The following is a 21,822-nucleotide window of genomic DNA, read 5'->3' on the forward strand; positions in this document are numbered from 1 at the left end:
TTGGGCTCTCAACGGACTTTAGCTGCGCCAATAACGAACGGCTGGTATAGGAAAGGTGGACGTTCTCTGCGGACCCATTGGACTCACAGAGTGCGGGACAAAGTGAGTTCTCGCTGCGATTAGCCCAAAGTCTGCTACTGGCAAGTTCAGTTTTGCTTTTCCAGATAAAGAACTTCAGCAAGCGTGCTGCTTGTGACCGGTTTTTCGATGAACGCAGTATGATCAGGTACGGCCGTTTTTGCAGATGATTTACCCGACATGATAATTGTCTTCACGTTGTGCGGACCCCGCCAAGCTGCCTTGACGAGATCAAGACCATCAATAGTCCCGCCAAGATCAAGATCGCTAAGCAGCAGGTCAAATCGCTTTTCTTGAAGCAATGTCATCGCATCGTGTCCTGTGTCGCTTGTTGTGACATCATATACTGAGGTAGTGGCCTCCAACAATGCTATCTTGCAAGCGCGCTTTGACCCCAAAGGCAACATTCGCCCTTGGGACCGCACGTTGCAAATCAAGGTTGTCAAAGGCTTTATGAAAGAAGGCGACACGATTACAGTTCGCTTTGGTGTGACCGATCATGGTGGCCCTGGCATGCGCCTGCAAACATTCTGCGAAAGCCAATACAATTTCCGCGTCTTAGTCGACCCAATCGCCACCTACAATTTCCAAACCCTGCCCAAACAACCGGCAAACTCTATTGTGGCCGGCGTACCAGCGACATGGGTCGCTGTAGTCCCGTCGACCATTGCCAGTGGCGTGCCGTTTGCATTGAAAATAAAAGCTGAAGACAAATGGGGCAATCCGACCAACAAAGCGTCGATGGCGCTGACACCTAAAGCAAACCAGCCTGTAAAGAACCTGCCCGACACCATCGACGTTGTTGTCCAGCCCCATTTCTATGGGCCACTTTTGAGCAATGTTTCTGGAATTGGCGGACGCATGTTTAAAGCCTGATGGGGTCGAACACGATTGTACTGTCTGAGCCATGTATTGATGACGATCTGTGCCTGTTTCGTGGTGTGGAACCATTCAGCATTCAGGACTTCTCGGCGCAGCGTGCCATTGAAGCGCTCGTTGTATCCGTTCTCCCAGGGTGACCCCGGGTATATCTGGATCGGCTTAATCCCGACCTTTCTCAGCCAGTCTTGTAGTGCTGTTGCGATGAACTCTGAGCCATTGTCCGAACGAATGTATACGGGTTTCCCGCGCCGCAAAAGCAGTGGGTAGAGCGCATCCAGCACATCCGCGCTGTTCATCTTTGGTTTGACCGCGACACACAGTGCCTCACGGGTATATTCATCCAGCACCGTGAGCATCTTGTAGGGCCGCCCGTTGCTCAGTTTGTCGTGCACAAAATCGACGCTCCAGATGTGATTGGGATGTTGCGGCCGCAGCCGGATGATTGAGCTGTCCTTGTGGTACAGTCGCCTGCGTTTCTTGTGTCGCCTTGGAAGTTGCAGGCCTTCTTCGCGCCACAGGCGTTCGATCTTCTTATGATTGACGGGCCAGCCTTCGACTCGCAGTAGTTCCGCAACCTTACGATAGCCGTAGCGCCCATATTGCTTGGCCAATCGGATCATTGCCAGGCGCAACACCTCATCATCCGTGGAAACCGCTTGGTATTGCAACGTGCTTCGGGCCACGCCCAGAACCCGACATGTGCGCCGTTCAGAGGTTGCCAGCTTTTGTCGGCTGTGCACCACGGCCTGACGAAGCTGGTCTGTCGTCAGGCCTTCGGCTTTAAATAATCAAGGCTCTCTTTGAGGATCAGCTTATCCAACTCAAGCTCCGCCACGATCTTCTTGAGCCGATCATTCTCTTTCTGAAGCGCCTTCAGATTGGCCATCTCCGATCGTCCCATGCCACCAAACCGTTTGCGCCATGTGTAATAGGTCGCGTCGCTGACACCAGCACTTCTGCAGGCCGTCGCTACATCTGAGCCAGACGCTAGGCTCAGTTCAATCTCACGCAAAAGCCGAAGAACATCTTCATCCGAGTACCGTTTCCGTGCCATCAATCCAATCTCCAAAACTAAGCCAACTTTGGCACAGTTTTAGGGGGCCAAGACAGTTCGTCAATCATGACAACAACGCAGCATCAAGCCGATTAGTGGGACCTGAACCTAAGCCCGATACGGCTCAATCCGGTCTGCTGACAAGGCATAGCCGATGTCGCCAAGTTCTGTATAAAGCGATGATACCCCGAACATGCCAATCACGTTGACCGCTTCAAAAAGCCCTTCGTTTTCGTAAGGCTCCGGTGTTGTCACGAAAACCAGTTGGTTGGCGGGCGGGGGGGGGACGTGGACGCAGGCGCCGACGTAAGGCACAAGGATGAAGGCGGTGACACCGGTGCCGGAATAATCGATGGGTACGACAAAACCGGGAAGGCGCACGATTTGTCCGTTCCAATCCGCGCGCACCCCGCTGGACGCAGGCTGCTGGCTGACAAGCGGGGCATCTTCATGGTCAATCAGACCCTGCAAAACGTTGGGGATCGCCGTTTCGTTCTCTGGCAGCAGGTCGTCCCAGTTCAGATCAACATAATCTTCTGCGCGCGCGCCACCGGGCACGATCCCCGCAGCTGCCATCCCCGCAAGAACCGCGCGTCGGTTGGGTGTGCGGGCTACCATGTGAACAGCTCGATCTTGTCCGCTGCCAGCGCATAGCCGGTTTCGGCAATGTCAGTTGACTGAAGCTGTGTGGTCATTGTGCCTGTCACCCAAATGGCATTCCAAGGATCTTCGATCTGCCATGGCGGATCAACGGTTGTGTAGACCAGCTGATTTGGTGGGGGCGGTGGCGTGTGGATGCAGGCCCCGACATAGGGAACCAGAATAAAGGCCGAGGTGCCCGCCGACGAAAGATCAAGCGGCACAATATAGCCGGGCATGCGGATATAGGCCCCGGCAAGCGCTTGGTTCAGCTTGGTGGCGTTGCTGTCATAGATGGGGTTCCAGATGTCGTTCAGCTCATCCATCTCGCCTTCGCCGATGATCTCTGAGTAGGGCACGCCGGGTGGGATCAGCATATCCCATGTGACACGCAGCGGGGCTTCGGCGGTTGCTGCGTGGGGAACGATTGCCGCAGCACCCGCAGCGCCAAGCAACATACGCCGGTTGATCAGGGTAGGGGGTTGGGAATGGGTCATGACTTGACCATCATACCATCCGCCACAGACATGCGATAGGCACGCAAGGCCGGAACCATGCTCACAAATGCGCCAGCGCCGATGACCCCGCAAACGACAAAGACTTCGCGCAAGCTGGGTGCTGTGACAGGCAGCCAAAGGCCAAATGCGTCATCTACGATGGGTTGCGCAATAACCAATCCGGCATAGAGCAAGGCAATACCAATCAAGGCGCCAACGGCTGCCATCAACATGGCTTCAAACACGAGCATGCCAAGGATTGTGCCGGGCCGCGCACCCATCGCCCGAAAGATCGCCATTTCGCGGCGGCGTTCGTTGAGGCTGGAAAAGATTGTGGCCATCATGCCTATCAGCGCGGTGACAACCACCATCGCCGAGACCGCCAGTAGTGCGGTTTCGGCAATGCCGACGATCCCCCAAAGCTCTTGCAAGGCGACACCGGGAAGGATCGCAAGCAGCGGCTCTTGCGGGTATTCGTTTATGGCGCGCTGCAGGGCAAAGGTCTGCAATGGGCTTTCGACGCCGACAAGGGCTGCCGTGATCGCTTTGGGGGTCAGGTCCATCTGCCGGATCTCATCCACAGGTGTGGACTGGCCGGGGATCTGAGCACCGCTTTGCCAATCGACATGGATCGCCTCAATCGCCCTTAAGCTGACGATCACTGTCCGGTCCACAGGCGTGCCTGTCTTTTCCAGAATACCGGACACGCGGAACGGCTGATCCTTGTGTTCTGTAAAGGATGCCAGCCCATGGGCCACCACAATCGGGTCATCAACGCTATAGCCAAGCGTGGCCGCGACATCCGCGCCGATCACCGCGTCAAAAAGATCATCCATGATGGCCCCGTCAGAGACGGCCAGCGATCGGCCTTGCCGGTATTGGTAGTGTTCAAAAAATGCTGGCGTGGTGCCCATGACCCGGAACTGGCGATGGCTGTCGCCCAGTGAGATAGGCACAATCCAGTCAACCTGTGGCCGTGCAGCGATGTCCTGATAGCTTTCCCAGGTGACGTTGTTTGTCGCATTGCCGATACGGAACACGGAATAAAGCAGCAGTTGCACCGAACCCGACCGTGCCCCGACAATCAAATCGGTCCCCGAAATCGTATCTGCGAAACTCGCCTTGGCCCCGGTGCGCACCTTTTCGACACCAAGAAACAGCGCGACCGACAGGGCTATGGCAAGGATCGTCATCCCAACCGTCAATGCGCGCGCAAGAAGCGATGCAATGGCAAGGCGCAATGTCATGCTGTTGCTCTTTCGATTTTGGCGATGTCTTCCATTCGGATCACCCGATCAAAGCGGTCGCCCAGCCTTGGATCATGGCTCACCATCAATAGTGATGTGTCATGCGCGTCTGCTTGCGCAAACAGCAGGTCCAGAAAGGCCGCCTGACTGCTTGCATCAAGTGCCGACGTGGGTTCATCGGCGATAATCAGCGGCGGATGACCGATCAAGGCACGCGCGACGGCGACACGCTGTTGCTGGCCCACGCTGAGTGCATTGGCTTTATGACGCCCGACCCCTTCGGGCAGGCCAAGTGCGGCGCAAAGTGCGTGGGCCTCTGACACTACATCCCCGATACGTTTGCGCCTTTGCGGTGCAAAGCGTAGGGGTAACAGAATGTTATCGGTGACAGTGCCGAAGGGCAGTAGGTTGAACTGCTGAAAGATCACCCCGATCTGTTCCGCCCGAAACCTGTCACGGGCGCCGCCTGACAGTTTGGTGATGTCAGTGTCGTTGATATGCAATGCGCCGCAATCGGGCGAAACCGTTCCACAGATCAGTGACAAAAGCGTCGATTTACCTGACCCGCTTTCGCCCAACAATAGGACCGTTTCACCCTTGCCGACCGTAAGTTCCGGCACACTGAGCGCGAATGCAGCACGCCCCGGCCAGCAGTAGCGCACGTCATCAAGGGCAAGAACCGGTGTCGTCAATTGCGTTCAGCGCCCCAGATTCAGAACGGGCGCATCACGCGGGACTTCAAACGCCTGCGCACCGGATGCCGTGATCATTTGCACTTCAACCTCTTTCGCATTTGGGAAGGCATCAAAATAGGCAAAAGTGATGTCTGTCAAGGCATCGGGGTTGTCGCAGGTCAGCATGTATTCAGCGTGGAATTCGGTGTGGCCTGCCTCGTCAGCATGGTCATCGTCGTGGTCGTGGTCGTGGTCGTCGTGATCATGATCAACGTGGTCCTCGTCTACATGATCTTCGTCATGATCGTCATGATCGTCATGATCGTCATGCATCTCTTCGCCTTCCAGCGCTGCTTGTGCAGCCGTCACCACACAGGCTGCGGCCTGTGGCATCACAAACAGATCAAGGGGCGCACCCAACGCCGTAATTGCTGCGTCAATGGCGGCAAGATCAGCGTCACTTTCGGCGGCATATTCAAACCCGACAATGTCCGCTCCCGGCGCGTGAAGCTCAAGCGCGACGGTTGTCCCATCAATGGCCATATTCAATGCGCTAACGCCGTGCTCGTGGGCATCAAGTTGACGTGTGTCATCGGCAAATGCGGGCATAGCTGCGACCAGAGCGATAAGAGACAGTGTTTGTTTCATGTGGGTTCCAATTTGCTGAATGTAGAAGTGGTCAGGCCGCGCAGGTGCCGCACTGGCCGTGGATTTCGACGATGTGCCGGTCCGCCCGAAAGGCGCTTTGATCGGTCAATTTGGTGAGGGTAGGGAGCAGATCACTGCCATCATGTTCTTCGACCGAACCGCAGTCTTTGCAAATGGCAAGGACGGGCACGCTTTCGACATGGTTGCAGCGACACGGCACAAAGGCCTTGATCGATTCCAGACGATGCGCACGCCCCTGATCGGTCAAAGCCGAAAGGGTTCGATAGACGGTTGGTGGCGCGATGTCGGGTTCGCCGATCTGAAGCCGCTCAAGAATCTGATAGGCAGTCATCGGCCTGTCACAGGCGTTCAACACGCCCAAAACATCATGCTGCCGCGCCGCCGCCTGCTTTCTCATGGCACTCACCTCACAGTTTGAAGTAAGTTATTTTATAAAGTAACAAATGGCAATCAGCGGTACCTTGGATCAGAACAGCCATTGGCGCCAAGGGCGCCACCGGTTGGTCTTGTCATCTTTGCCAATAGTCGCTGCATCGCAACAGTGATCCGCAACGTTCCACAGATTTACTATGCCCCAATCGCGTTTCAGTTTTTGAGGAAGAACACCTGCTGCCCGTCTTCGGCGCGGGGTGCCACAGTAAGGTCGCCGCCGTCGTCGATGAGCTGGCGAATGTATCCCCGCGCTTGTGCCGCCGTGCATTTGGTGAATGTCATCAACTCGTTGATCGTGGCCCCTTGGGATTGACGCAGTAGGATGGCGATCCGTTCCTTTTGTTGAAAGGGACTAAGACCTTTCCACGGGCGGTCTTGTGACGTTGACGCTTCTGCGGGCCAGCCATGGAGTTCGACTTTCGTCATTCTTGTATTTCCCTTGGTATCAGTGTCACCCCTTGTGGGACATTGAGCGCAATTGCGGATCATGTGTCCCCGAGGTCTTTTGGTTGGTTGCAAGGGGCACTTTTACCGGGCCCCTTGAAGGTGCGCTTGTGCGCTTATGAGTTGAACGGCTTGTTCCATTGCAGTTGAAGGTCTGCTGCGACACCATCTGAAAGGGTGCCGCCGGAACTCAGAGCAGGGCGGGCTCGCGCCGGGAGGTTTCCGGCTTTGGATGTCGCGCGGACAATGCCGCTGCTCCGCCTGTGTGTATGATTCCTCACTTGATCACCTATGTTTTGTCTATCAACAGGAGAACAAAGCATGGCTGGGCGGGCCTGACTGAGGATCGGAACACGCGCGACTCGTTCAACGTGCATGATCTAGACGATGAAAATTTGTTATGAATTCTTCACAATTGGGTTTTTGTTTAGGCGATTAGGTGCGGGTAACAAGGATTCGTGCCACATTTTCGTGAACCAAGATGAATGGAGTTAAGGGAAATCGCGCCGTTCGGCCTCTTCAATTGGTGTCATCCCAACCATACGAACAAAGGCAGCGGCGTTTCTGAAGTCACGGCGCCCGCAAGGGTTGCGTCACTGCCAGTAGCACTGACGCTCAACAGCATTCACTCCGCGATATTTACAGATCGAGCACCTTCAACTTTGCCGCTTGCCTTTGCGCAATCGCATCCACTTCCTCCCTTGTCGCCGCACTCAGCGCGCCACCGGGTTTGCGCACCGTGTCATGGGCGATGACCCCGCGTTGCGCCAGCGTGTATTTGCGGATCGCCAGCCCCAGACCCGGCTGCGCCTCGTACCGCACCATGGGCATATAGGCGTCAAAGATGTCGCGGGCATGCGCCAGATCACCCGCCTGTTGGGCGGCCACAACCTGCGCCATCATTTCAGGGTAGGCAAAGCCTGTCATGGCCCCATCGGCCCCGCGCAGCATTTCTTCCAGCAAGAACAAACCGCCATTGCCGCAAAGGATCGAAATCCTTCGCGCGCCCGCGTCAGAGGCCGCCCGCAGCGCGCTAATTTTGTCCAGTCCCGGCCAGTCCTCGTGTTTGAGCATCACGCAGGTCGGGCAATCCGCGACCACCTGCAGGATGACCGACGTCGGCACCACAACATTTGTCACCAGCGGAAAATCCTGTAACACAAACGGCGCATTGCCCAGCACCTCAGCGGTGTTGTGATAATAGCCGAGTATCTGGGTATCCGTTTTGAGACTGCCGGGCGGGGCCACCATGACGCCCGCCGCGCCAATATCCATCGCCGCATCGCTAAGCGTCTTCATCGCGGCAAATCCCGGTGCTGACACGCCGACGACAATGGGAACAGAGCTGCGGGCGACGACGCGTTTGACCACATCGACAGATTCCTGCGCCGTCAGCTTGCCCGCTTCGCCCATCATCCCCAAAATGGTCAGCCCTGTTGCCCCTTGCGCGATATAGAAATCGACCATCCGGTCGATGCTGTCCCAATCAACCGCGCCATCGGGCAGAAAAGGTGTAACAGCGATGGTAAAGACACCGGCGGCGGTTTCATCAAGCATGGGTGGCTCCTTTGTGGGATAGATGCAGGGCAATCTGGCCAAGGGCCATTGCAGCGGCAGCCTGACAGGGTTCGACAACAGGCAGGCCGGTTTCGGCCTCTAATGCGGCGCGGTAATGGGCCATGCCGGCACAGCCCATGATCAGGACATTCGCCCCATCATCGTCGCGCAGGCGTTTGCCGGTGGTGATCATCGCATCAAGGCTTTTGGCGGGATCAGCAAGGTCGGCGACGGTCAGACCCAGCGCGCGGTCCCCGGCAAGCCGGTCAAGCACACCCATCGCGCCAAAGCTGCGCAGATGGCGTGGGACGGACCCCGGCAGAATGGCAATCACACCAAAGCGCTGGCCAAGGGTAAGGGCGGTCATCACTGCGGCTTCCTGAATGCCAACGACGGGCAGGGGCGTTTGGTCGCGCAAGGCATGCAGTCCGGGATCGCCGAAACAGGCGATGACATAACCGGCGGCGTCCTGTTGCGCAGCGGCCAGTCGCAGCATTGGCCCGATGGTCAAATCGGCCTGTTTCTGGCTTTCGATGCCGGGTGGCCCCTCGGTCAAGGTCAGACAGCGGATCGGCGTGCCGAAAGCCCGCAAAGGCCCGAGGGCTGCGTCAATGCCATCCGTCACCCTTTGCGAGGCATTGGGGTTGATCACGATCAAAGACCTGCTCATGCGTGGTCTCGCGTCGCGGTCTGAATTTCGATCTGATAGCCTTCGGGATCATTGAAGACAAAGGCGCGGATGCCGATTTCGTCATTGATAAATAGGTCAGACAAGCCATCCACCGCCTGTTCTTGCGCATAGGCGTACCACGCGACCACATCAGGCACTCTGATGCAAAGTTGCACCGGCTTTGTGGCCTGCCATTTGTTCATGCCCTTGGCCTCGTCCACCAGCCCCACATGCGCACCGGGGCAGATGCGGTAGATTTTGCACCAGCCTTGATCAATGGCGAGCGGCAACCCCATGACGTCTTCGTAAAACCGCATCGCGCGTGGCAGATCACGGTAGTAGAAAAACGTGATGGCCAACATGTTTGGGGCGTCGGGGCGGGGCATGGCGATCCTTTAGCTTTGAGGTGCGGTTGGGGTCACGGCAAGGGCAGGGCGGTCGATCCATTGGCCGCTGCCAGGGGTGGCTTGGAACTGGCCATTCTGCACGATCTGCGCACCGCGCAGCCAGACATCGGTTGGCCAGCCGGTGATCTTGCGCCCGACCCAAGGGTTATAGCCCACATTATCATGCAGATCATTTGCCCCGTAGATGACTGTTTTCTGCGGATCCCAAAGCGTGACGTCAGCATGCATGCCAGGGGCAAGCGCGCCTTTTTGGGGCAGGCCGTAAACCTGTGCCGGGGCGGTCGCCGTCAGCTTTGCAAAGGCTTCTGGCCCGCCTTGGCCCTGACTGACCATGGCATCAAACATCAGCGGCAAACGCGTCTCTAGGCCCGGCAGGCCGTTGGCGATCTCATGGAACCCCGCATCGGGGCCAGCAGAGAGTTTGCCAGTTTCATCAAACCTGTAAGGTGCGTGATCCGAGGACACCATCTGCAAATCGCCCGCATCCAACGCAGCCCAAAGCGCTGCTTGATCGGCCGCATGGCGTTGCGGGGGTGAACACATCCATTTGCCGCCCTCCAATCCGGGCTGGCGTAGGATGTCTTCGGTCATGAACAGGTAATGTGGGCAGGTCTCGGCCCAGATTGGCGCGCCACGCGCGCGGGCGGCTTTGACGGCTGCGGCCCCTTCGGTGGTGGACACATGAAAAACCATCACCGGCTGCCCGGTATACTCGGCAAAGCGGCACATGCGCTCAATTGCTTCAATCTCGGCCATGCGCGGGTGTGACGCCGCATGGTTATGGGGCGCCGTTTTGCCCGCCGCAATCAGCGCGGCCTTGGCCTTGGCCAAAATCGCGTCCGTTTCGGCATGCACACAGACCAATGCTCCATGCGCGCGGGCAATTCCCATGACCGTCAAAATCTGGGTGTCGTCGAGCTTGATGTTGTATGTCGTGAAAACCTTGATCGAGCGATGACCCGCTTTGATCAGCGCGCCCAAATCATCAGCGAATGCAGGCACGTCGGTATCCCGCACGATCATGTGGAACGCATGGTCAATCATCGCTCCGCGCACCGCACGGGCGCGATAATCGGCAACAGCATCGGCCAGACGCTGACCTTGTTCCTGTGCGGCAAAGGAAATAACAGACGTTGTCCCCCCCAAAGCGGCAGAGCGCGTGGCGCTTTCAAACGTATCGGCGTTCATCACGCCCATGCCTGACATCTGCTCAATATGTGCATGTGGGTCGATGCCGCCGGGCATGACCCATTTTCCGTTTGCGTCAATTTCGGTCTTGGCAGGCCCAAGCCCCGCACCAATCGCTGCAATCTCAGGCCCGTTTATTGCCAAGTCGCCCGTGATCACCCCGTCCGTCGTTACAATCTGGCCTCCACGGATGATGGTGTCATAGGGGTTGGTCATGCGCGCACCGGGTTGGGATCATTGCGATCATGTTGCCCGCAGCACCGCGCGTCGCGCAAGGGCCAGTGGTTAATTTTTGTCCTTGGGCTTGCTCTTGGCATCTTGGGCCGTCGTCGCGGGTGTTGTGACTGATATGGTCCGCTATTGCTTTAGGCAAAGCCAATGGGGTAGGGGAAAGCGATAGGAAAGACCTATGAAAGAGTACTCTGATGGCCGATCTGCCAACCATTCGCCAACTGCGCTACCTCGTCGCCCTGTCCGAGGTGCGCCACTTTCGTAAAGCGGCAGAGGCGATGCAGATTTCGCAGCCGTCTTTGTCATTGCAGATCAGCAATCTTGAGGAACTGCTTGGTGTGCGTTTGGTTGAGAGGGGGCGGGGGGCCGTCACGCTGACACCCGAAGGACGAGAGGTTCTTGCACGTGCACGGCGCGCTGTCGACGAGGTCACTGGGATCGTTGATCTGACAGCTGCGTTGAAAACCGGTCTAAGTGGCACGATCCGCCTTGGCACCACACCGACGATTGGCCCCTATCTGATGCCATTTGTCGTAGAACGCCTGCATGCACGATACCCCGATCTGCGGCTTTACATACGCGAGGTTGCCCCGCGCGACCTACGCGGAGAGCTTTTGGCGGGTGGGCTGGACGTGATCCTGACGCAACTGCCCGAAGGCGGGGCCGACCTGACGATCCGGCGGCTCTTTCGCGAGCCGTTGATGCTGGCGATGCCGGATGATCATGAACTGGTAGGCAAGGCCGAGGTGACGCAGTCCGATCTGGCCGGGCACAATGTGCTGACGCTTAGCCCAGATTATGCGCTGCATGATCAGATAGCGGCGATCTGCCACCAATCGGGCGCAATGTTGGCCCGCGACTATGAAGGCACCAGTCTGGACGCAATCCGGCAGATGGTGGGGATGGGCATGGGGCTTGCACTGCTGCCACGGCTCTATGCGCGATCCGAGATTGATGGCCGGTCCAGCAATGTTGTTGTGCGCCCGTTTCGAAACAACGCGATTGTGCGTTCCATTGGGCTGGTTTGGCGCAGGGCAGGGAATGCGGCGACCTACGACCGGTTATCAAACGTGATCAAGGAAGCCACGCGTGTGGACCTGCAATCGGGCACGTCTCCTGTGACGCTATACGATTAGGATTGGCCGCAAAAAAGGCGCCCGCAGGCGCCTGAATGTCATTTGCGATCTGATCAGCGGCGCCAGCTACGGACAGCGCCACAATCCATATGCACGAAGTTCGAGCCGGCATAGCGTCCGACGCCACCCGCACGACAGGCCAATGCGGCATTTGCCATCTGCGTGGTGGACCGGCTTGTCAGGCGCAGGTCAGCGGCCTGACCGCGCATGTGCAACGAATTGCGGGCGACGCCGCGATTGCTGCTGCGAAGCATGTTGTTGGTCTGGGGGGAACGATAGCCGGACAACAGCAGATAGGGTTCATCCGTATCCATCAGATTTTGTGCAGCTGACATGATGTCGATGGTGCGCAGATCCATCTGCACGGCTTCACCAGTGCGCCAGTCGCGCATGTGCATGTTAATTTCGCGCACAGCCTCGGCGATATATTCGCCCTCGATCCAGTAGATAGTCTGAAGACGTTCACCCGTACGGCCCGAATGCATACCAATGCGGCGGATATCACCTGCGCCACGCAAGAAACCTGCGGCATTGGAATACGTTGGAGCTGCTGTAACTGCGGTTGCGGCAAATGCCCCAAGTAAACCGCGCCGGGTGATCCCAGTGGATGTCTTTTTTGTCATGTGCTTTACGCCTGCCCCGTCGCTCGACTTTTCGCTTTGCAGCGAATTTTTGGTGTCCATCATCTCCCCAGATGCGAGAAAAGCTATGCCACATTTCGAATCGAGGACCAAGACCCATATAGGTAATTTTACCTAACAAGGGGGAAATCGGCGAAATTTTGCGCAGATGTGGCGTTGAGGACTCAATGTCACAGTTGCCGTGGCGGCAGGCATGCAACACTCAAAAAATCCTCTGCCTCCTCGCGGATTTGTCAATAGACACCCATGGGGGTAACGATAACCTTACTCGTGAGCTGGAAAAAACTGCCATATTCTGCGCCAGCTTGCCTGAAGGGAACCAAAGACAATGTTGAACCATATCGCGCGCTTGCGCGTTGTTATTAAGTTTGTCGCGACTGCATTCTTGATGGTGAGCCTTGCGCCCACCGCACACGCGCAAAGTATGGAATTTCGTCAAGCCGTTGCAGAGGCCGCGGCCAATGATGCTGATCTTGTGGCGTTTTATCGGGAACGCAACTTTGCTGGCATCTGGGCGACACGTGCCGACCGGAACCGCCGCAATGCGCTGCTAAGTGCGTTTAATGCGGCTGCTGATCATGGATTGCCTGCCGATCAATATGACGCTGACGCGCTGATCAGCCGCCTGCAAGCGGCAAGTACCCCGCAAGAGCAGGGGCGGCTTGAGGTCGAACTGACCCGCCAGTTTCTTGACTATGCCCGCGACGTGCAAACCGGCGTGTTGATCCCATCGCGTATCGATTCAGCAATTCACCGTCAGGTTCCCATTCGGTCACGCGTTGGGACGTTGCGCGCCTTTGCGCAGTCCAATCCGGCGGGTTTCATCCGGTCCTTGCCGCCGCAAACGCCTGAATACACCCGCCTGATGCGCCAAAAGATCGAATTAGAGCGTTTGTTGGCTGATGGGGGCTGGGGGGCAACCGTGCCCGGCGGCAAACTGGAACGTGGTGCAAGTGGTCAACGTGTTGTTGCTTTGCGCAATCGTCTGATCGCTATGGCCTTTCTAGGGCGCACGACAACACAAACTTATGACGACGCCATTTTTTCGGCCGTGCAGCAGTTCCAACTGGCCCACGGTCTGGCCACAGACGGCACCGCTGGTCCTGGCACGCTGGAACAGATCAATGTGTCCCCCGAACGTCGCCTGCAATCCGTTATTGTCGCCATGGAGCGCGAGCGCTGGATCAACCGTCCACGTGGAGAGCGTCACGTCTGGGTCAATATCACTGATTTCACCGCCAAGATCATCGACAATGGGGTTGAAACCTTCTCGACCCGCTCTGTTGTTGGGGCCCGCGCAAGCGATCGCGTGACCCCGGAATTCTCTGATGTGATGGAGTTTATGGTCATCAACCCAAGCTGGTACGTCCCACGCTCGATCATCACCAAGGAATACCTGCCACAATTGCAAGCCAACCCCAATGCCGCGCGCAACCTGCTGATCACCGACAGCCGGGGCCGGGTTGTTGACCGCAGCACCGCCGACTTTAGCGGCTACACTGCGAACAATTTTCCTTATTCCATGCGTGAACCCCCAAGCCAAGGCAACGCACTGGGTCTGGTAAAGTTCATGTTCCCGAACCGTCACAACATCTATCTGCATGACACCCCATCAAAAAGCCTATTTGGCCGCGAGGTCCGGGCTTATAGCCATGGCTGTGTGCGCCTTGCTGATCCGTTTGACTTTGCCTATGCGCTTTTGGCGCGGCAAACGTCAGACCCGCAGGGTTTCTTTCAGAGCCAACTCCGCACAGGCCGTGAACAGCGGGTCGATCTGGCCGATCCAGTGCCGGTCCATCTGATCTACCGCACGGCTTATACGCAGGCCGAGGGGCGCACCCAGTACCGCCGCGACATTTATGGCCGTGACGGACGCATCTGGAATGCGCTGGCCCGCGAGGGGGTGGCTCTTCGCGCCATTCGCGGCTAAATCTGACCCCGGAATATGATCCGGGGGCATAATGGCACAGAGTGTGAAAGATATCGCAGCGGCGCTAGGGGCAGAGGCCTTTGGCGCCGTTGATCTTTTGGTGGATGGTGCGTCAGAACCAGCAGCGGCAGGGCCAGATGACCTCGCGCTGGCAATGACGCCCGCCTATGGCGACGCATTAGCCCAGGGGCGCGCGCGCGTCGCCGTGATCTGGCCCGGTGCCGATTGGCAAGCGTTGGGGCTTGAGGCTGCAATCATCGCGCCCCGTGCGCGACTGGCGATGGCGGGACTGACGCAGATGCTGGACCAGCCGCTGCCCGGCGCAGGGATCAGCCCGCATGCGGCGGTTGATCCAACCGCACTGATTGGCAAGAACGTCACCATCGGGGCCTTCACCGTCGTGGGCCCAAACGCTGTGATCGGCGACAATACATGGATCGCAGATCAGGTCAGCATTGCCGAAGGCGTTCAACTTGGCGCCGACTGTCAGCTTCATGCGGGCGTGCGGCTGCGCCGTGGCGTGCGGCTTGGCGCGCGCGTGATCTTGCAACCAAATGCTGCGATTGGCGGCGATGGGTTTTCCTTTGTAACGGCCGAACCGTCGAACGTGGAGCTGGCGCGCGAAACGTTGGGAGAAGGCGACATAACAATACCGGATGATCCGACATGGCACCGCATTCACTCTCTTGGCGGGGTTGAGATTGGGGATGATGTTGAGGTTGGCGCGAATGCCTGTGTGGATGCGGGCACGATCCGGGCGACCCGTGTGGGGGCGGGCACCAAGATCGATAGCCTTGTGCAAGTGGGGCATAATGTGATCGTGGGTGAACATTGCCTGCTCTGCGCACAAGCAGGGGTTGCCGGGTCCACCGTGCTGGGGGACCGCGTGGTCGTCGGCGGCAAGGCCGGTGTGGCCGATAATCTGATTGTAGGCGATGATGTGGTGCTGGGGGGCGGCAGTGTTGTGCTGTCAAACGTGCCCAAAGGCCGGGTGATGATGGGCTATCCAGCGACGAAAATGCAGACCCATATCGAAGGCTACAAAGCGCTGCGCCGTTTGCCCCGTACCTTGCGTGATCTGGCAAAGCGTTAAACACCTGTTTCAAAGGCGTGCGAAAACCACTACATGCACGCACAACAACAGTCAGCCACGAGACTTCAGATGAGCATCAAAGATCATGTCATCGCCATTATCGCCGATCAAGCAATGTTGGAGCCCTCTGACATCAAGATGGACCACACGCTTGAGGATGTAGGCATCGACAGCCTCGGGTTGGTCGAAAGCATCTTTGCGATTGAAGAAACATTCGATATCTCTGTGCCCTTCAACGCCAACGACCCGCAATCATCAGAGTTTGATATATCTTCCATTGCCGCAATCATTGCCGCCGTTGAACAACTCAAGGCAGAGCAGGCCAGTTAGATGAACCGCGTTGTCATCACCGGGGCAGGGACGATTAACCCTTTGGGCGTGGATGTACCCACCACATTTGCGGCGATGCGCGAAGGGCGTTGTGGGATTGGTGCGCTAGAGATTGATGATGTGGATCGTCTGTCGATCCAGATCGGCGGGCAGATCAAGGGCTACGATGAAGCCGCGCATTTCAACCGGCAGCAAATCTCGCTTTATGATCGGTTCACGCAGTTCACCTTGCTGGCGGCACGGCAGGCGATTGGGCAATCGGGGCTGACGTTTTCGGGCGAGTTGGCAGATCTGTCGGGCGTTGTGTTGGGCACCTCTGGCGGCGGGTTGAATACGCAGGATGAAAACTATCGCGCGGTCTATGAGGCGGGCAAGAACCGGGTGCATCCGTTTATTGTGCCCAAGCTGATGAACAATGCCGCGGCCAGCCATGTCTCGATGGAATGGAACCTGCGCGGGCCTTCTTTTACGGTTGCTACCGCCTGCGCGTCCTCCAATCACGCGATGGGGCAGGCCTTTAATATGGTGCGCTGTGGCATGGCCAAAGTCATAGTCACTGGCGGGTCCGAGGCGATGTTGTGCTTTGGCGGCATCAAGGCTTGGGAAGGGCTGCGGGTGATGTCACGCGATGCCTGCCGCCCGTTTTCAGCCACCCGCAACGGCATGGTGCAGGGCGAAGGGGCAGGGGTCTATGTCTTCGAAAACTACGATCACGCCATGGCACGCGGCGCGGATATCCTGTGCGAAGTGATTGGCTTTGCGATGTCCTCTGACGCGTCCGACATTGTGATGCCGTCCAAACAGGGGGCGGCACGGGCCATTGCCGGGGCGATGAAAGACGCGCGGATCGACAAAGGCGATGTCGGCTATATCAACGCGCATGGCACCGGGACGGCTGCCAACGACAAGACCGAATGCGCGGCGGTGGCAGATGTCTTTGGCGCACATGCCGACCAGCTGATGATATCTTCGACCAAGTCGATGCACGGGCATTTGATCGGCGGCACCGGTGCTGTTGAACTGCTCGCTTGTATCATGGCGCTGCGCGACGGTGTCGTCGCGCCAACGATTGGCTATGAAGAACCGGACCCAGAATGCGCCTTGGATGTGGTGCCAAACGTCGCGCGCGACGCAAAGGTCGACGTGACCTTGTCAAACGCATTTGCCTTTGGTGGGCTGAACGCAGTTATTGCGCTGCGGAAGCATTAGGCCGTAACCTGCCAAAGGCCGCGCGGAAGGCTTTTAGGTTCCTCTCAAAGATGGCCGCAAACAGCAATCCTACGATGAATGGCGCGGTGATCAGGATCACGTAACGGCCCGCCATCGGCTCTGGCAGGATCGCATCCAGCAGGTGCAGGGTCGGGTAATGCGTGACATAGACCGAAAAGCTGGCACCGGCCGCCCATCTGATCCACGCGATATCGCTTGTACGCGACTGACACAGCCGCGCCATGCCAAAAAGATGCATTGAGGTTAGCGCGCCGATGATGGCGTTCCAGATCAGCTCATCGGAAAAGCCGATCAGGCTACGGGTGTCTGGGACATCCAATGCAGCAGCGGTCATTTCACGCAGGGCCATGGGCAGGCCGGTGCCAATCCCCACAGTGTAAAGCAGCGGACCACCCAAGGCCAGGATCAGGGCGAGGAACGCCGACTGCGGGACCAAGCGCCCCTCGCGGACCGCATGCCAGACAAAAACACCCATCAGCCAAGCGGGCATCAACAGCAAGATGGGCACACCGACCAATGCGACAATGGCCCCCAGAACGACATAGCGTTTGATCCCTGACAAATACATCGCCGCAGCAAACAGCGCATAATACGCCGCCTCATAGCTGAGCGACCAAAGCGGGCCGTTGGTGCCAAGGCGCATCCGATCAAACAGCCGGAATTCATTGCTGAAACTGGCCCCGCGCAGCATGAACTCTCCAAAGCCATGGATATGATAGAACTGGGATGGGTATGCATCGGGTCGGATGCCATAGCCGATCCGGTCAAAGAGAAAGGTCAACAGCAAGGCGGGCACCAGAACCGACCACAGGCGCGTCAAGCGGTTGAACGTAAACGTGGTCCCATCCTTATCGCGCCCCGCCGCATAGGCGATCACAAGGCCGGAAATCACGAAAAACACGATAACCGCGTCACTGCCAAGGTTCCATTCGCGGATAAGAATGTAATCACCATTGGTAAAACGCGGATAGGCCCAATGCGAAATCACAACAGTGACCGTCGCCAGCACCCGCAACACATCAAGCCAAAGCGAAAAGCCCCGGTTCATTGCGGCTTGATACGCTGGCTTTGATCCCGGTTGGCTTGGGTTTTCCAGCTTTCCACAAAGGGGTGAAAGAGGGCGGCAAAAAGCGTCGGATGGGGCTGTTCAATCGCGTTGCCCTGACCATCCGCAAGACCAAATTCGAGGATCTCTTGTTCTTTGGGCACATAAAGCGTGCCGAACATCCAATCCCAGAACGCAAAGACTTCGCCATAGTTCTTGTTGTGGTGTTTGACCGCACTTGAATGGTGGATCTGATGCTGCGCAGGCGAGATGAAGATATGCTCTAACACCCGCCCATAGCTAAGCCAGATATGGCTGTGCCGCAGGTTTGATCCCAGCATGTTAAAGATGACATAGCCTGCATTGGCCGATCCGATGGTCACCAGGCTGATTTCACCCATCAAGGCAAAAAGCATCACACCCTGCACAATCCCCACGATGACGCTGTAGATGACATTGCGGACCAACAGGAACACCGGATGGTTGCGGTAGGCGGTCAGGGGGGTCAGCACTTCGGCCGAATGATGCACCGAATGGAATGGCCACAGCAGACGGTTTTCGTGATGGATGTAATGTGCCCAGTATTTGCAGAAATCCAGTGTCAGCACCATGATCAACGTCGCAAGAGCACTGCGCCAAAGTGTTGGATCGGCGGGTAGGTCTGGTTGCGGGAACCAACCGGCCAGCACACCGATCGTGCCATGAGACATCGCCGTGGCGAAACCTATGACCGCAAAGAACCCCAAAACACCGACAACGGTGTTGAACAAGAAGACCTTGATATCAACAAGGTTGGACTTGTGCAGGTAAATCTTGGCAGGGAACACCCAGCGCAAGAAACTGGCGGGCCGGCCGCGATAGACCCAGAGCGCATAGACGATCAGCAAAGTCGCGGCCAGATAGACAAGACCCATGCGCGATTCCCAGCTGAGCAAATGCCCAAGCATGGTAATTCCAAGGTCGTCCAAAAACTCACGCATGATCAGTCTCAGCCCCGTGCCACGGGGGCCTTATATTGACCGAATAGGGAAATTTGATGGCCAAAAATGACTATTGGTTGCCTGTCGTAGAGGAGGCGTCATATCCGGCTGTGAACCCTGTAAGCGACAAGGTCAGGATGACCTCCTCGGTTGGGGCTGCGGCTGGGACAAGGCGCAATGTGGCACTGGCGCCGCGTTTGAACGCGTCAATATCCTCTGGGGTGAAGCCGATGCGGGCGACACAGCCTGCGGCGTTGCAGAATGTGAACGGGTAGCGGCGCGGATTCACACCATCGACGGACACGGTTAGCTGCTGGGTCAGCAGTGTCTCCAATGGAACAACAACATTGGCACCGGCCACGGCACGGTTGCCTTGGGGCAGGCGGAAGAAGTTGAATTCCGCCACAGCCACTCCGGCGTCATTGATCAGCAACTGATAAAGATTGCAGGCATCACGCTGGCCCTCGGGGGCCTTGATGCAGCGCAGAGCCCAATCGCCATAGGTTTCGCGCACGTAAGGCTCACCGGGTTGCGGGCCGACAGGTTCGCCCAGCTCAAGGCTATTGTCGGCTTCTGGCGTTTCGGCATCGGCACTTTCGTCGGTCGCTTCCTGAGCGATGGCCACACCGGCATGCATAAGCAAAGCGGCAAGAAAAACGGGTTTGAGGATACTGCGCATAGGTCTGTCCTTTTGAACTTTGCGGCGGCTTACCACGCGCACCTTGGGCTGTCAGCGCCAAAAATACAGGCGATGGCTGTCTTCCGCTCACAATGTCGCGGGGTGGTAAAAATGAAGAAGGGCCCCCAAAAGGGCCCCGCTCCATGTTCTCCCTGTCGGACTTGGCCGACTAATTGCGGCAGACGCTAGACAAACCCCGACACAGCGTCAACAGCAAAAATCTGACAATCTGGTGTGGGTGGCGGGCGCAGAAAAGCCGTGTCTGGAGGCACGGCAAGTCTAACAGGGGGGAATGTTTAATCCGCGCAATTGCGCGAAATGGGCGCCTTTAAGCTGGCACGAAATGGTTAAGAATGTATCCTGATGCGAACGCACGCGAGGGAAAGACAAGATGTCAGAGACGATTTTCATGGGTGGCGGTGGCGCAGGCTACGCTGATCCGCAGGTTCTGTTGCTGGATAAGGCAAATCGCCACGGACTGATTGCCGGGGCCACAGGCACGGGTAAGACCGTCACCTTGCAGATCATGGCCGAAGGGTTTTCCGCGCAGGGCGTGCCGGTTTTCCTTTCAGACGTGAAGGGGGATTTGTCCGGTCTGGCCGTCAGCGGATCGTCCGACTTCAAGCTGCACGAACCTTTCATGTCGCGCGCTGAAACCATCGGGCTTGATCTGCAATATGATCAGTTCCCAGTGACCTTTTGGGATCTTTTTGGCGAAAAAGGCCATCCGGTCCGCGCCACCGTCGCAGAGATGGGGCCACTGCTGCTGTCGCGTCTGATGGACCTTACCGAGGTACAGGAAGGCGTGCTGAACGTGGCCTTCCGTGTGGCGGACGAAGAAGGTCTGCCATTGCTGGATCTTAAAGATTTGCAGGCCCTGCTGGTCTGGGTTGGGCAGAACGCCAAGGACCTGTCACTGCGCTATGGCAATGTTGCGTCCTCCTCTGTGGGGGCGATCCAGCGGCAATTGCTGGTGTTGGAAAATCAGGGCGGCGCGGCGCTGTTCGGGGAACCCGCCCTTGATCTGGCCGATATGATGCGCACCCGTGACGGGCGGGGCGAGATCAATATTCTGGCCGCCGATCAACTGATGGGCAGCCCGCGCCTATATGCGACATTCCTGTTGTGGCTGCTTTCGGAACTGTTCGAGGAACTGCCCGAGGTCGGCAACCCGGATAAACCCAAGCTGGTGTTCTTTTTTGATGAGGCGCATCTGCTGTTTGACGATGCCCCCAAAGCGCTGGTTGATAAGGTCGAACAGGTGGCGCGCCTGATCCGTTCTAAGGGTGTGGGTATTTACTTTGTCACGCAGAACCCCGCCGATATTCCTGACGATGTGTTGGGCCAGTTGGGTAACCGGGTGCAGCACGCGCTGCGCGCCTTCACCGCCAAGGACCGCAAAGAGCTGAAAACAGCTGCGGAAACCTACCGCGATAACCCCAGCTTTGACACCGCCGCGGCGATCCAGGAAGTAGGCACCGGCGAGGCGGTGACGTCTTTCCTTGATCGCAAGGGCATACCGATGGTTGTTGAACGGACTTTGATCCGCCCGCCGTCATCGCAATTGGGGCCGATTGATGCGCAAACCCGTAAGGCGATCATGCAAGCCTCTGATATGGCCGGGAAATACGATGAAACGCTTGATCGTGACAGCGCCTTTGAGATGCTGGGCAAGCGCGCCGAAGCCGCAGCAAAAGCGGCAGAAGAGGCAGAGGCCGAAGAAGAGCGGTTGGAGCAGGAAGAGCGCGAATTCAAACAGGCACGCCGGTATGAGCGGGGAAGCTCACGTTCCAGCAGCCGGTCACGATCATCGCGCAAATCCTCTGGTGGTGGCTTTGGCGGGGCATTGGCTTCGGTCGTTGCGAAAGAGCTGAAAGGGACAACCGGACGGCGGTTGGTACGCGGGATTTTGGGGAGCTTGTTTAAGGGGCGGTAGCGGTATCGGCCGCGTTTGAGTTGGTGTGGAAGTCGGGTTTGAGTGCAAATTGACCCATGCTGCAGCCCGTCCCTTTGTCAGCGACCGGTGCACGGATGTCATTCGACGACACGGACGCAACGCAACAGCGAAAGCTGACTATCGCCCGTAGAC

General features: G+C 57.5%; 23 protein-coding genes and 1 pseudogene. 7 read left to right on the top strand and 17 right to left on the bottom strand.

Annotation, left to right across the window (positions count from 1 at the left end):
- Positions 1-146: 146 nt before the first annotated feature.
- Complete coding sequence (locus DHN10_RS04945; protein WP_159086920.1) at positions 147-446, bottom strand: response regulator; 300 nt, start codon at positions 444-446, stop codon at positions 147-149.
- 85 nt (positions 447-531) lie between these two features.
- Here DHN10_RS04945 and DHN10_RS04950 point away from each other — a divergent pair, with 85 nt between their 5' ends.
- Complete coding sequence (locus DHN10_RS04950; RefSeq protein ID WP_159086921.1) at positions 532-954, top strand: hypothetical protein; 423 nt, start codon at positions 532-534, stop codon at positions 952-954.
- Here DHN10_RS04950 and DHN10_RS04955 read toward each other — a convergent pair.
- The 12 genes and pseudogenes from DHN10_RS04955 to hydA all read right to left on the bottom strand — a co-directional run bounded on the left by DHN10_RS04955 (position 897) and on the right by hydA (position 10,654).
- Positions 897-2,014 (bottom strand): annotated as a pseudogene (locus DHN10_RS04955) (IS3 family transposase). The gene DHN10_RS04950 and the pseudogene DHN10_RS04955 overlap by 58 nt on opposite strands.
- A gap of 108 nt (positions 2,015-2,122) precedes the next feature.
- On the bottom strand, positions 2,123-2,632 hold the full coding sequence (locus tag DHN10_RS04960) for a DUF3299 domain-containing protein (RefSeq protein WP_108814140.1): 510 nt from the start codon (positions 2,630-2,632) through the stop codon (positions 2,123-2,125).
- Positions 2,626-3,150, bottom strand: coding sequence for a DUF3299 domain-containing protein (locus DHN10_RS04965; protein WP_108814141.1), 525 nt, complete (start codon positions 3,148-3,150; stop codon positions 2,626-2,628). The genes DHN10_RS04960 and DHN10_RS04965 overlap by 7 nt, the downstream gene beginning before the upstream one ends.
- Complete coding sequence (locus DHN10_RS04970) at positions 3,147-4,397, bottom strand: ABC transporter permease (protein WP_108814142.1); 1,251 nt, start codon at positions 4,395-4,397, stop codon at positions 3,147-3,149. The genes DHN10_RS04965 and DHN10_RS04970 overlap by 4 nt, the downstream gene beginning before the upstream one ends.
- Positions 4,394-5,089 (bottom strand): ABC transporter ATP-binding protein, encoded by a 696-nt coding sequence (locus DHN10_RS04975; protein WP_108814143.1) that lies wholly within the window; start codon positions 5,087-5,089, stop codon positions 4,394-4,396. The genes DHN10_RS04970 and DHN10_RS04975 overlap by 4 nt, the downstream gene beginning before the upstream one ends.
- A gap of 6 nt (positions 5,090-5,095) precedes the next feature.
- Positions 5,096-5,719 (bottom strand): zinc uptake protein ZrgA, encoded by a 624-nt coding sequence (zrgA, locus tag DHN10_RS04980; RefSeq protein WP_108814144.1) that lies wholly within the window; start codon positions 5,717-5,719, stop codon positions 5,096-5,098.
- 31 nt (positions 5,720-5,750) lie between these two features.
- Positions 5,751-6,137 (bottom strand): Fur family transcriptional regulator, encoded by a 387-nt coding sequence (locus DHN10_RS04985; protein ID WP_108814145.1) that lies wholly within the window; start codon positions 6,135-6,137, stop codon positions 5,751-5,753.
- A gap of 188 nt (positions 6,138-6,325) precedes the next feature.
- On the bottom strand, positions 6,326-6,598 hold the full coding sequence (locus DHN10_RS04990; protein WP_108814146.1) for a hypothetical protein: 273 nt from the start codon (positions 6,596-6,598) through the stop codon (positions 6,326-6,328).
- A 657-nt stretch (positions 6,599-7,255) separates the two neighbouring features.
- Positions 7,256-8,173 carry a dihydrodipicolinate synthase family protein gene (locus tag DHN10_RS04995; RefSeq protein WP_108814147.1) on the bottom strand — a complete coding sequence of 306 codons (918 nt, stop codon included), beginning with the start codon at positions 8,171-8,173 and terminating at the stop codon, positions 7,256-7,258.
- A complete protein-coding gene (locus DHN10_RS05000) occupies positions 8,166-8,843 on the bottom strand; it encodes an aspartate/glutamate racemase family protein (protein WP_108814148.1) in 678 nt (225 codons plus the stop codon). The genes DHN10_RS04995 and DHN10_RS05000 overlap by 8 nt, the downstream gene beginning before the upstream one ends.
- Positions 8,840-9,229: a VOC family protein gene (locus tag DHN10_RS05005; protein WP_108814149.1), complete on the bottom strand. Its 390-nt coding sequence runs from the start codon at positions 9,227-9,229 to the stop codon at positions 8,840-8,842. The genes DHN10_RS05000 and DHN10_RS05005 overlap by 4 nt, the downstream gene beginning before the upstream one ends.
- Before the next feature lie 9 nt (positions 9,230-9,238).
- Entirely contained in the window at positions 9,239-10,654 is a 1,416-nt protein-coding gene (gene hydA, locus DHN10_RS05010; protein WP_108814150.1) for a dihydropyrimidinase, read from the bottom strand.
- Positions 10,655-10,863: 209 nt separating this feature from the next.
- Here hydA and DHN10_RS05015 point away from each other — a divergent pair, with 209 nt between their 5' ends.
- Positions 10,864-11,805 carry a hydrogen peroxide-inducible genes activator gene (locus DHN10_RS05015; protein WP_108814151.1) on the top strand — a complete coding sequence of 314 codons (942 nt, stop codon included), beginning with the start codon at positions 10,864-10,866 and terminating at the stop codon, positions 11,803-11,805.
- 53 nt (positions 11,806-11,858) lie between these two features.
- On the opposite strand, the gene DHN10_RS05020 is transcribed toward DHN10_RS05015, so the two are convergent.
- The gene (locus DHN10_RS05020; RefSeq protein ID WP_108814513.1) at positions 11,859-12,428 is read right to left on the bottom strand and encodes a YcbK family protein; all 570 of its coding nucleotides are present in this window, start codon (positions 12,426-12,428) and stop codon (positions 11,859-11,861) included.
- Between the two features lie 346 nt (positions 12,429-12,774).
- On the opposite strand from DHN10_RS05020, the gene DHN10_RS05025 reads away from it, so the two are divergent.
- The 4 genes from DHN10_RS05025 (at position 12,775) to DHN10_RS05040 (ending at position 17,008) form a co-directional block, all read left to right on the top strand.
- On the top strand, positions 12,775-14,376 hold the full coding sequence (locus DHN10_RS05025) for a L,D-transpeptidase family protein (RefSeq protein ID WP_108814152.1): 1,602 nt from the start codon (positions 12,775-12,777) through the stop codon (positions 14,374-14,376).
- A gap of 31 nt (positions 14,377-14,407) precedes the next feature.
- On the top strand, positions 14,408-15,469 hold the full coding sequence (lpxD, locus tag DHN10_RS05030; protein ID WP_108814153.1) for a UDP-3-O-(3-hydroxymyristoyl)glucosamine N-acyltransferase: 1,062 nt from the start codon (positions 14,408-14,410) through the stop codon (positions 15,467-15,469).
- Between the two features lie 69 nt (positions 15,470-15,538).
- Positions 15,539-15,799 (top strand): acyl carrier protein, encoded by a 261-nt coding sequence (locus DHN10_RS05035; RefSeq protein WP_108814154.1) that lies wholly within the window; start codon positions 15,539-15,541, stop codon positions 15,797-15,799.
- A complete protein-coding gene (locus DHN10_RS05040; RefSeq protein WP_108814155.1) occupies positions 15,800-17,008 on the top strand; it encodes a beta-ketoacyl-[acyl-carrier-protein] synthase family protein in 1,209 nt (402 codons plus the stop codon).
- On the opposite strand, the gene DHN10_RS05045 is transcribed toward DHN10_RS05040, so the two are convergent.
- The 3 genes from DHN10_RS05045 to DHN10_RS05055 all read right to left on the bottom strand — a co-directional run bounded on the left by DHN10_RS05045 (position 16,986) and on the right by DHN10_RS05055 (position 19,733).
- Positions 16,986-18,077: an acyltransferase family protein gene (locus tag DHN10_RS05045; protein ID WP_108814156.1), complete on the bottom strand. Its 1,092-nt coding sequence runs from the start codon at positions 18,075-18,077 to the stop codon at positions 16,986-16,988. The two genes, DHN10_RS05040 and DHN10_RS05045, sit on opposite strands and share 23 nt — an antisense overlap.
- Positions 18,074-19,054 carry a sterol desaturase family protein gene (locus DHN10_RS05050; protein ID WP_108814157.1) on the bottom strand — a complete coding sequence of 327 codons (981 nt, stop codon included), beginning with the start codon at positions 19,052-19,054 and terminating at the stop codon, positions 18,074-18,076. The genes DHN10_RS05045 and DHN10_RS05050 overlap by 4 nt, the downstream gene beginning before the upstream one ends.
- 70 nt (positions 19,055-19,124) lie before the next feature.
- On the bottom strand, positions 19,125-19,733 hold the full coding sequence (locus DHN10_RS05055; protein ID WP_108814158.1) for an invasion associated locus B family protein: 609 nt from the start codon (positions 19,731-19,733) through the stop codon (positions 19,125-19,127).
- 391 nt (positions 19,734-20,124) lie between these two features.
- On the opposite strand from DHN10_RS05055, the gene DHN10_RS05060 reads away from it, so the two are divergent.
- Positions 20,125-21,669: a helicase HerA-like domain-containing protein gene (locus tag DHN10_RS05060; RefSeq protein WP_108814159.1), complete on the top strand. Its 1,545-nt coding sequence runs from the start codon at positions 20,125-20,127 to the stop codon at positions 21,667-21,669.
- Positions 21,670-21,822: the final 153 nt, after the last annotated feature.

It is taken from the genome of Loktanella sp. Alg231-35, assembly GCF_900143545.1.
Classification (GTDB): domain Bacteria; phylum Pseudomonadota; class Alphaproteobacteria; order Rhodobacterales; family Rhodobacteraceae; genus Yoonia.

What these genes read in the sequence shown, in the direction of transcription:
- DHN10_RS04950 (WP_159086921.1), top strand. Translation starts at nt 532, where the DNA reads ATGAAAGAAGGCGACACGATTACAGTTCGCTTTGGTGTGACCGATCAT.
- DHN10_RS04960 (WP_108814140.1), bottom strand. Translation starts at nt 2,632, where the DNA reads ATGGTAGCCCGCACACCCAACCGACGCGCGGTTCTTGCGGGGATGGCA.
- DHN10_RS04965 (WP_108814141.1), bottom strand. Translation starts at nt 3,150, where the DNA reads ATGACCCATTCCCAACCCCCTACCCTGATCAACCGGCGTATGTTGCTT.
- DHN10_RS04970 (WP_108814142.1), bottom strand. Translation starts at nt 4,397, where the DNA reads ATGACATTGCGCCTTGCCATTGCATCGCTTCTTGCGCGCGCATTGACG.
- zrgA (WP_108814144.1), bottom strand. Translation starts at nt 5,719, where the DNA reads ATGAAACAAACACTGTCTCTTATCGCTCTGGTCGCAGCTATGCCCGCA.
- DHN10_RS04985 (WP_108814145.1), bottom strand. Translation starts at nt 6,137, where the DNA reads ATGAGAAAGCAGGCGGCGGCGCGGCAGCATGATGTTTTGGGCGTGTTG.
- DHN10_RS04990 (WP_108814146.1), bottom strand. Translation starts at nt 6,598, where the DNA reads ATGACGAAAGTCGAACTCCATGGCTGGCCCGCAGAAGCGTCAACGTCA.
- DHN10_RS04995 (WP_108814147.1), bottom strand. Translation starts at nt 8,173, where the DNA reads ATGCTTGATGAAACCGCCGCCGGTGTCTTTACCATCGCTGTTACACCT.
- DHN10_RS05000 (WP_108814148.1), bottom strand. Translation starts at nt 8,843, where the DNA reads ATGAGCAGGTCTTTGATCGTGATCAACCCCAATGCCTCGCAAAGGGTG.
- DHN10_RS05005 (WP_108814149.1), bottom strand. Translation starts at nt 9,229, where the DNA reads ATGCCCCGCCCCGACGCCCCAAACATGTTGGCCATCACGTTTTTCTAC.
- hydA (WP_108814150.1), bottom strand. Translation starts at nt 10,654, where the DNA reads ATGACCAACCCCTATGACACCATCATCCGTGGAGGCCAGATTGTAACG.
- DHN10_RS05015 (WP_108814151.1), top strand. Translation starts at nt 10,864, where the DNA reads ATGGCCGATCTGCCAACCATTCGCCAACTGCGCTACCTCGTCGCCCTG.
- DHN10_RS05020 (WP_108814513.1), bottom strand. Translation starts at nt 12,428, where the DNA reads ATGACAAAAAAGACATCCACTGGGATCACCCGGCGCGGTTTACTTGGG.
- DHN10_RS05025 (WP_108814152.1), top strand. Translation starts at nt 12,775, where the DNA reads ATGTTGAACCATATCGCGCGCTTGCGCGTTGTTATTAAGTTTGTCGCG.
- lpxD (WP_108814153.1), top strand. Translation starts at nt 14,408, where the DNA reads ATGGCACAGAGTGTGAAAGATATCGCAGCGGCGCTAGGGGCAGAGGCC.
- DHN10_RS05035 (WP_108814154.1), top strand. Translation starts at nt 15,539, where the DNA reads ATGAGCATCAAAGATCATGTCATCGCCATTATCGCCGATCAAGCAATG.
- DHN10_RS05040 (WP_108814155.1), top strand. Translation starts at nt 15,800, where the DNA reads ATGAACCGCGTTGTCATCACCGGGGCAGGGACGATTAACCCTTTGGGC.
- DHN10_RS05045 (WP_108814156.1), bottom strand. Translation starts at nt 18,077, where the DNA reads ATGAACCGGGGCTTTTCGCTTTGGCTTGATGTGTTGCGGGTGCTGGCG.
- DHN10_RS05050 (WP_108814157.1), bottom strand. Translation starts at nt 19,054, where the DNA reads ATGCGTGAGTTTTTGGACGACCTTGGAATTACCATGCTTGGGCATTTG.
- DHN10_RS05055 (WP_108814158.1), bottom strand. Translation starts at nt 19,733, where the DNA reads ATGCGCAGTATCCTCAAACCCGTTTTTCTTGCCGCTTTGCTTATGCAT.
- DHN10_RS05060 (WP_108814159.1), top strand. Translation starts at nt 20,125, where the DNA reads ATGTCAGAGACGATTTTCATGGGTGGCGGTGGCGCAGGCTACGCTGAT.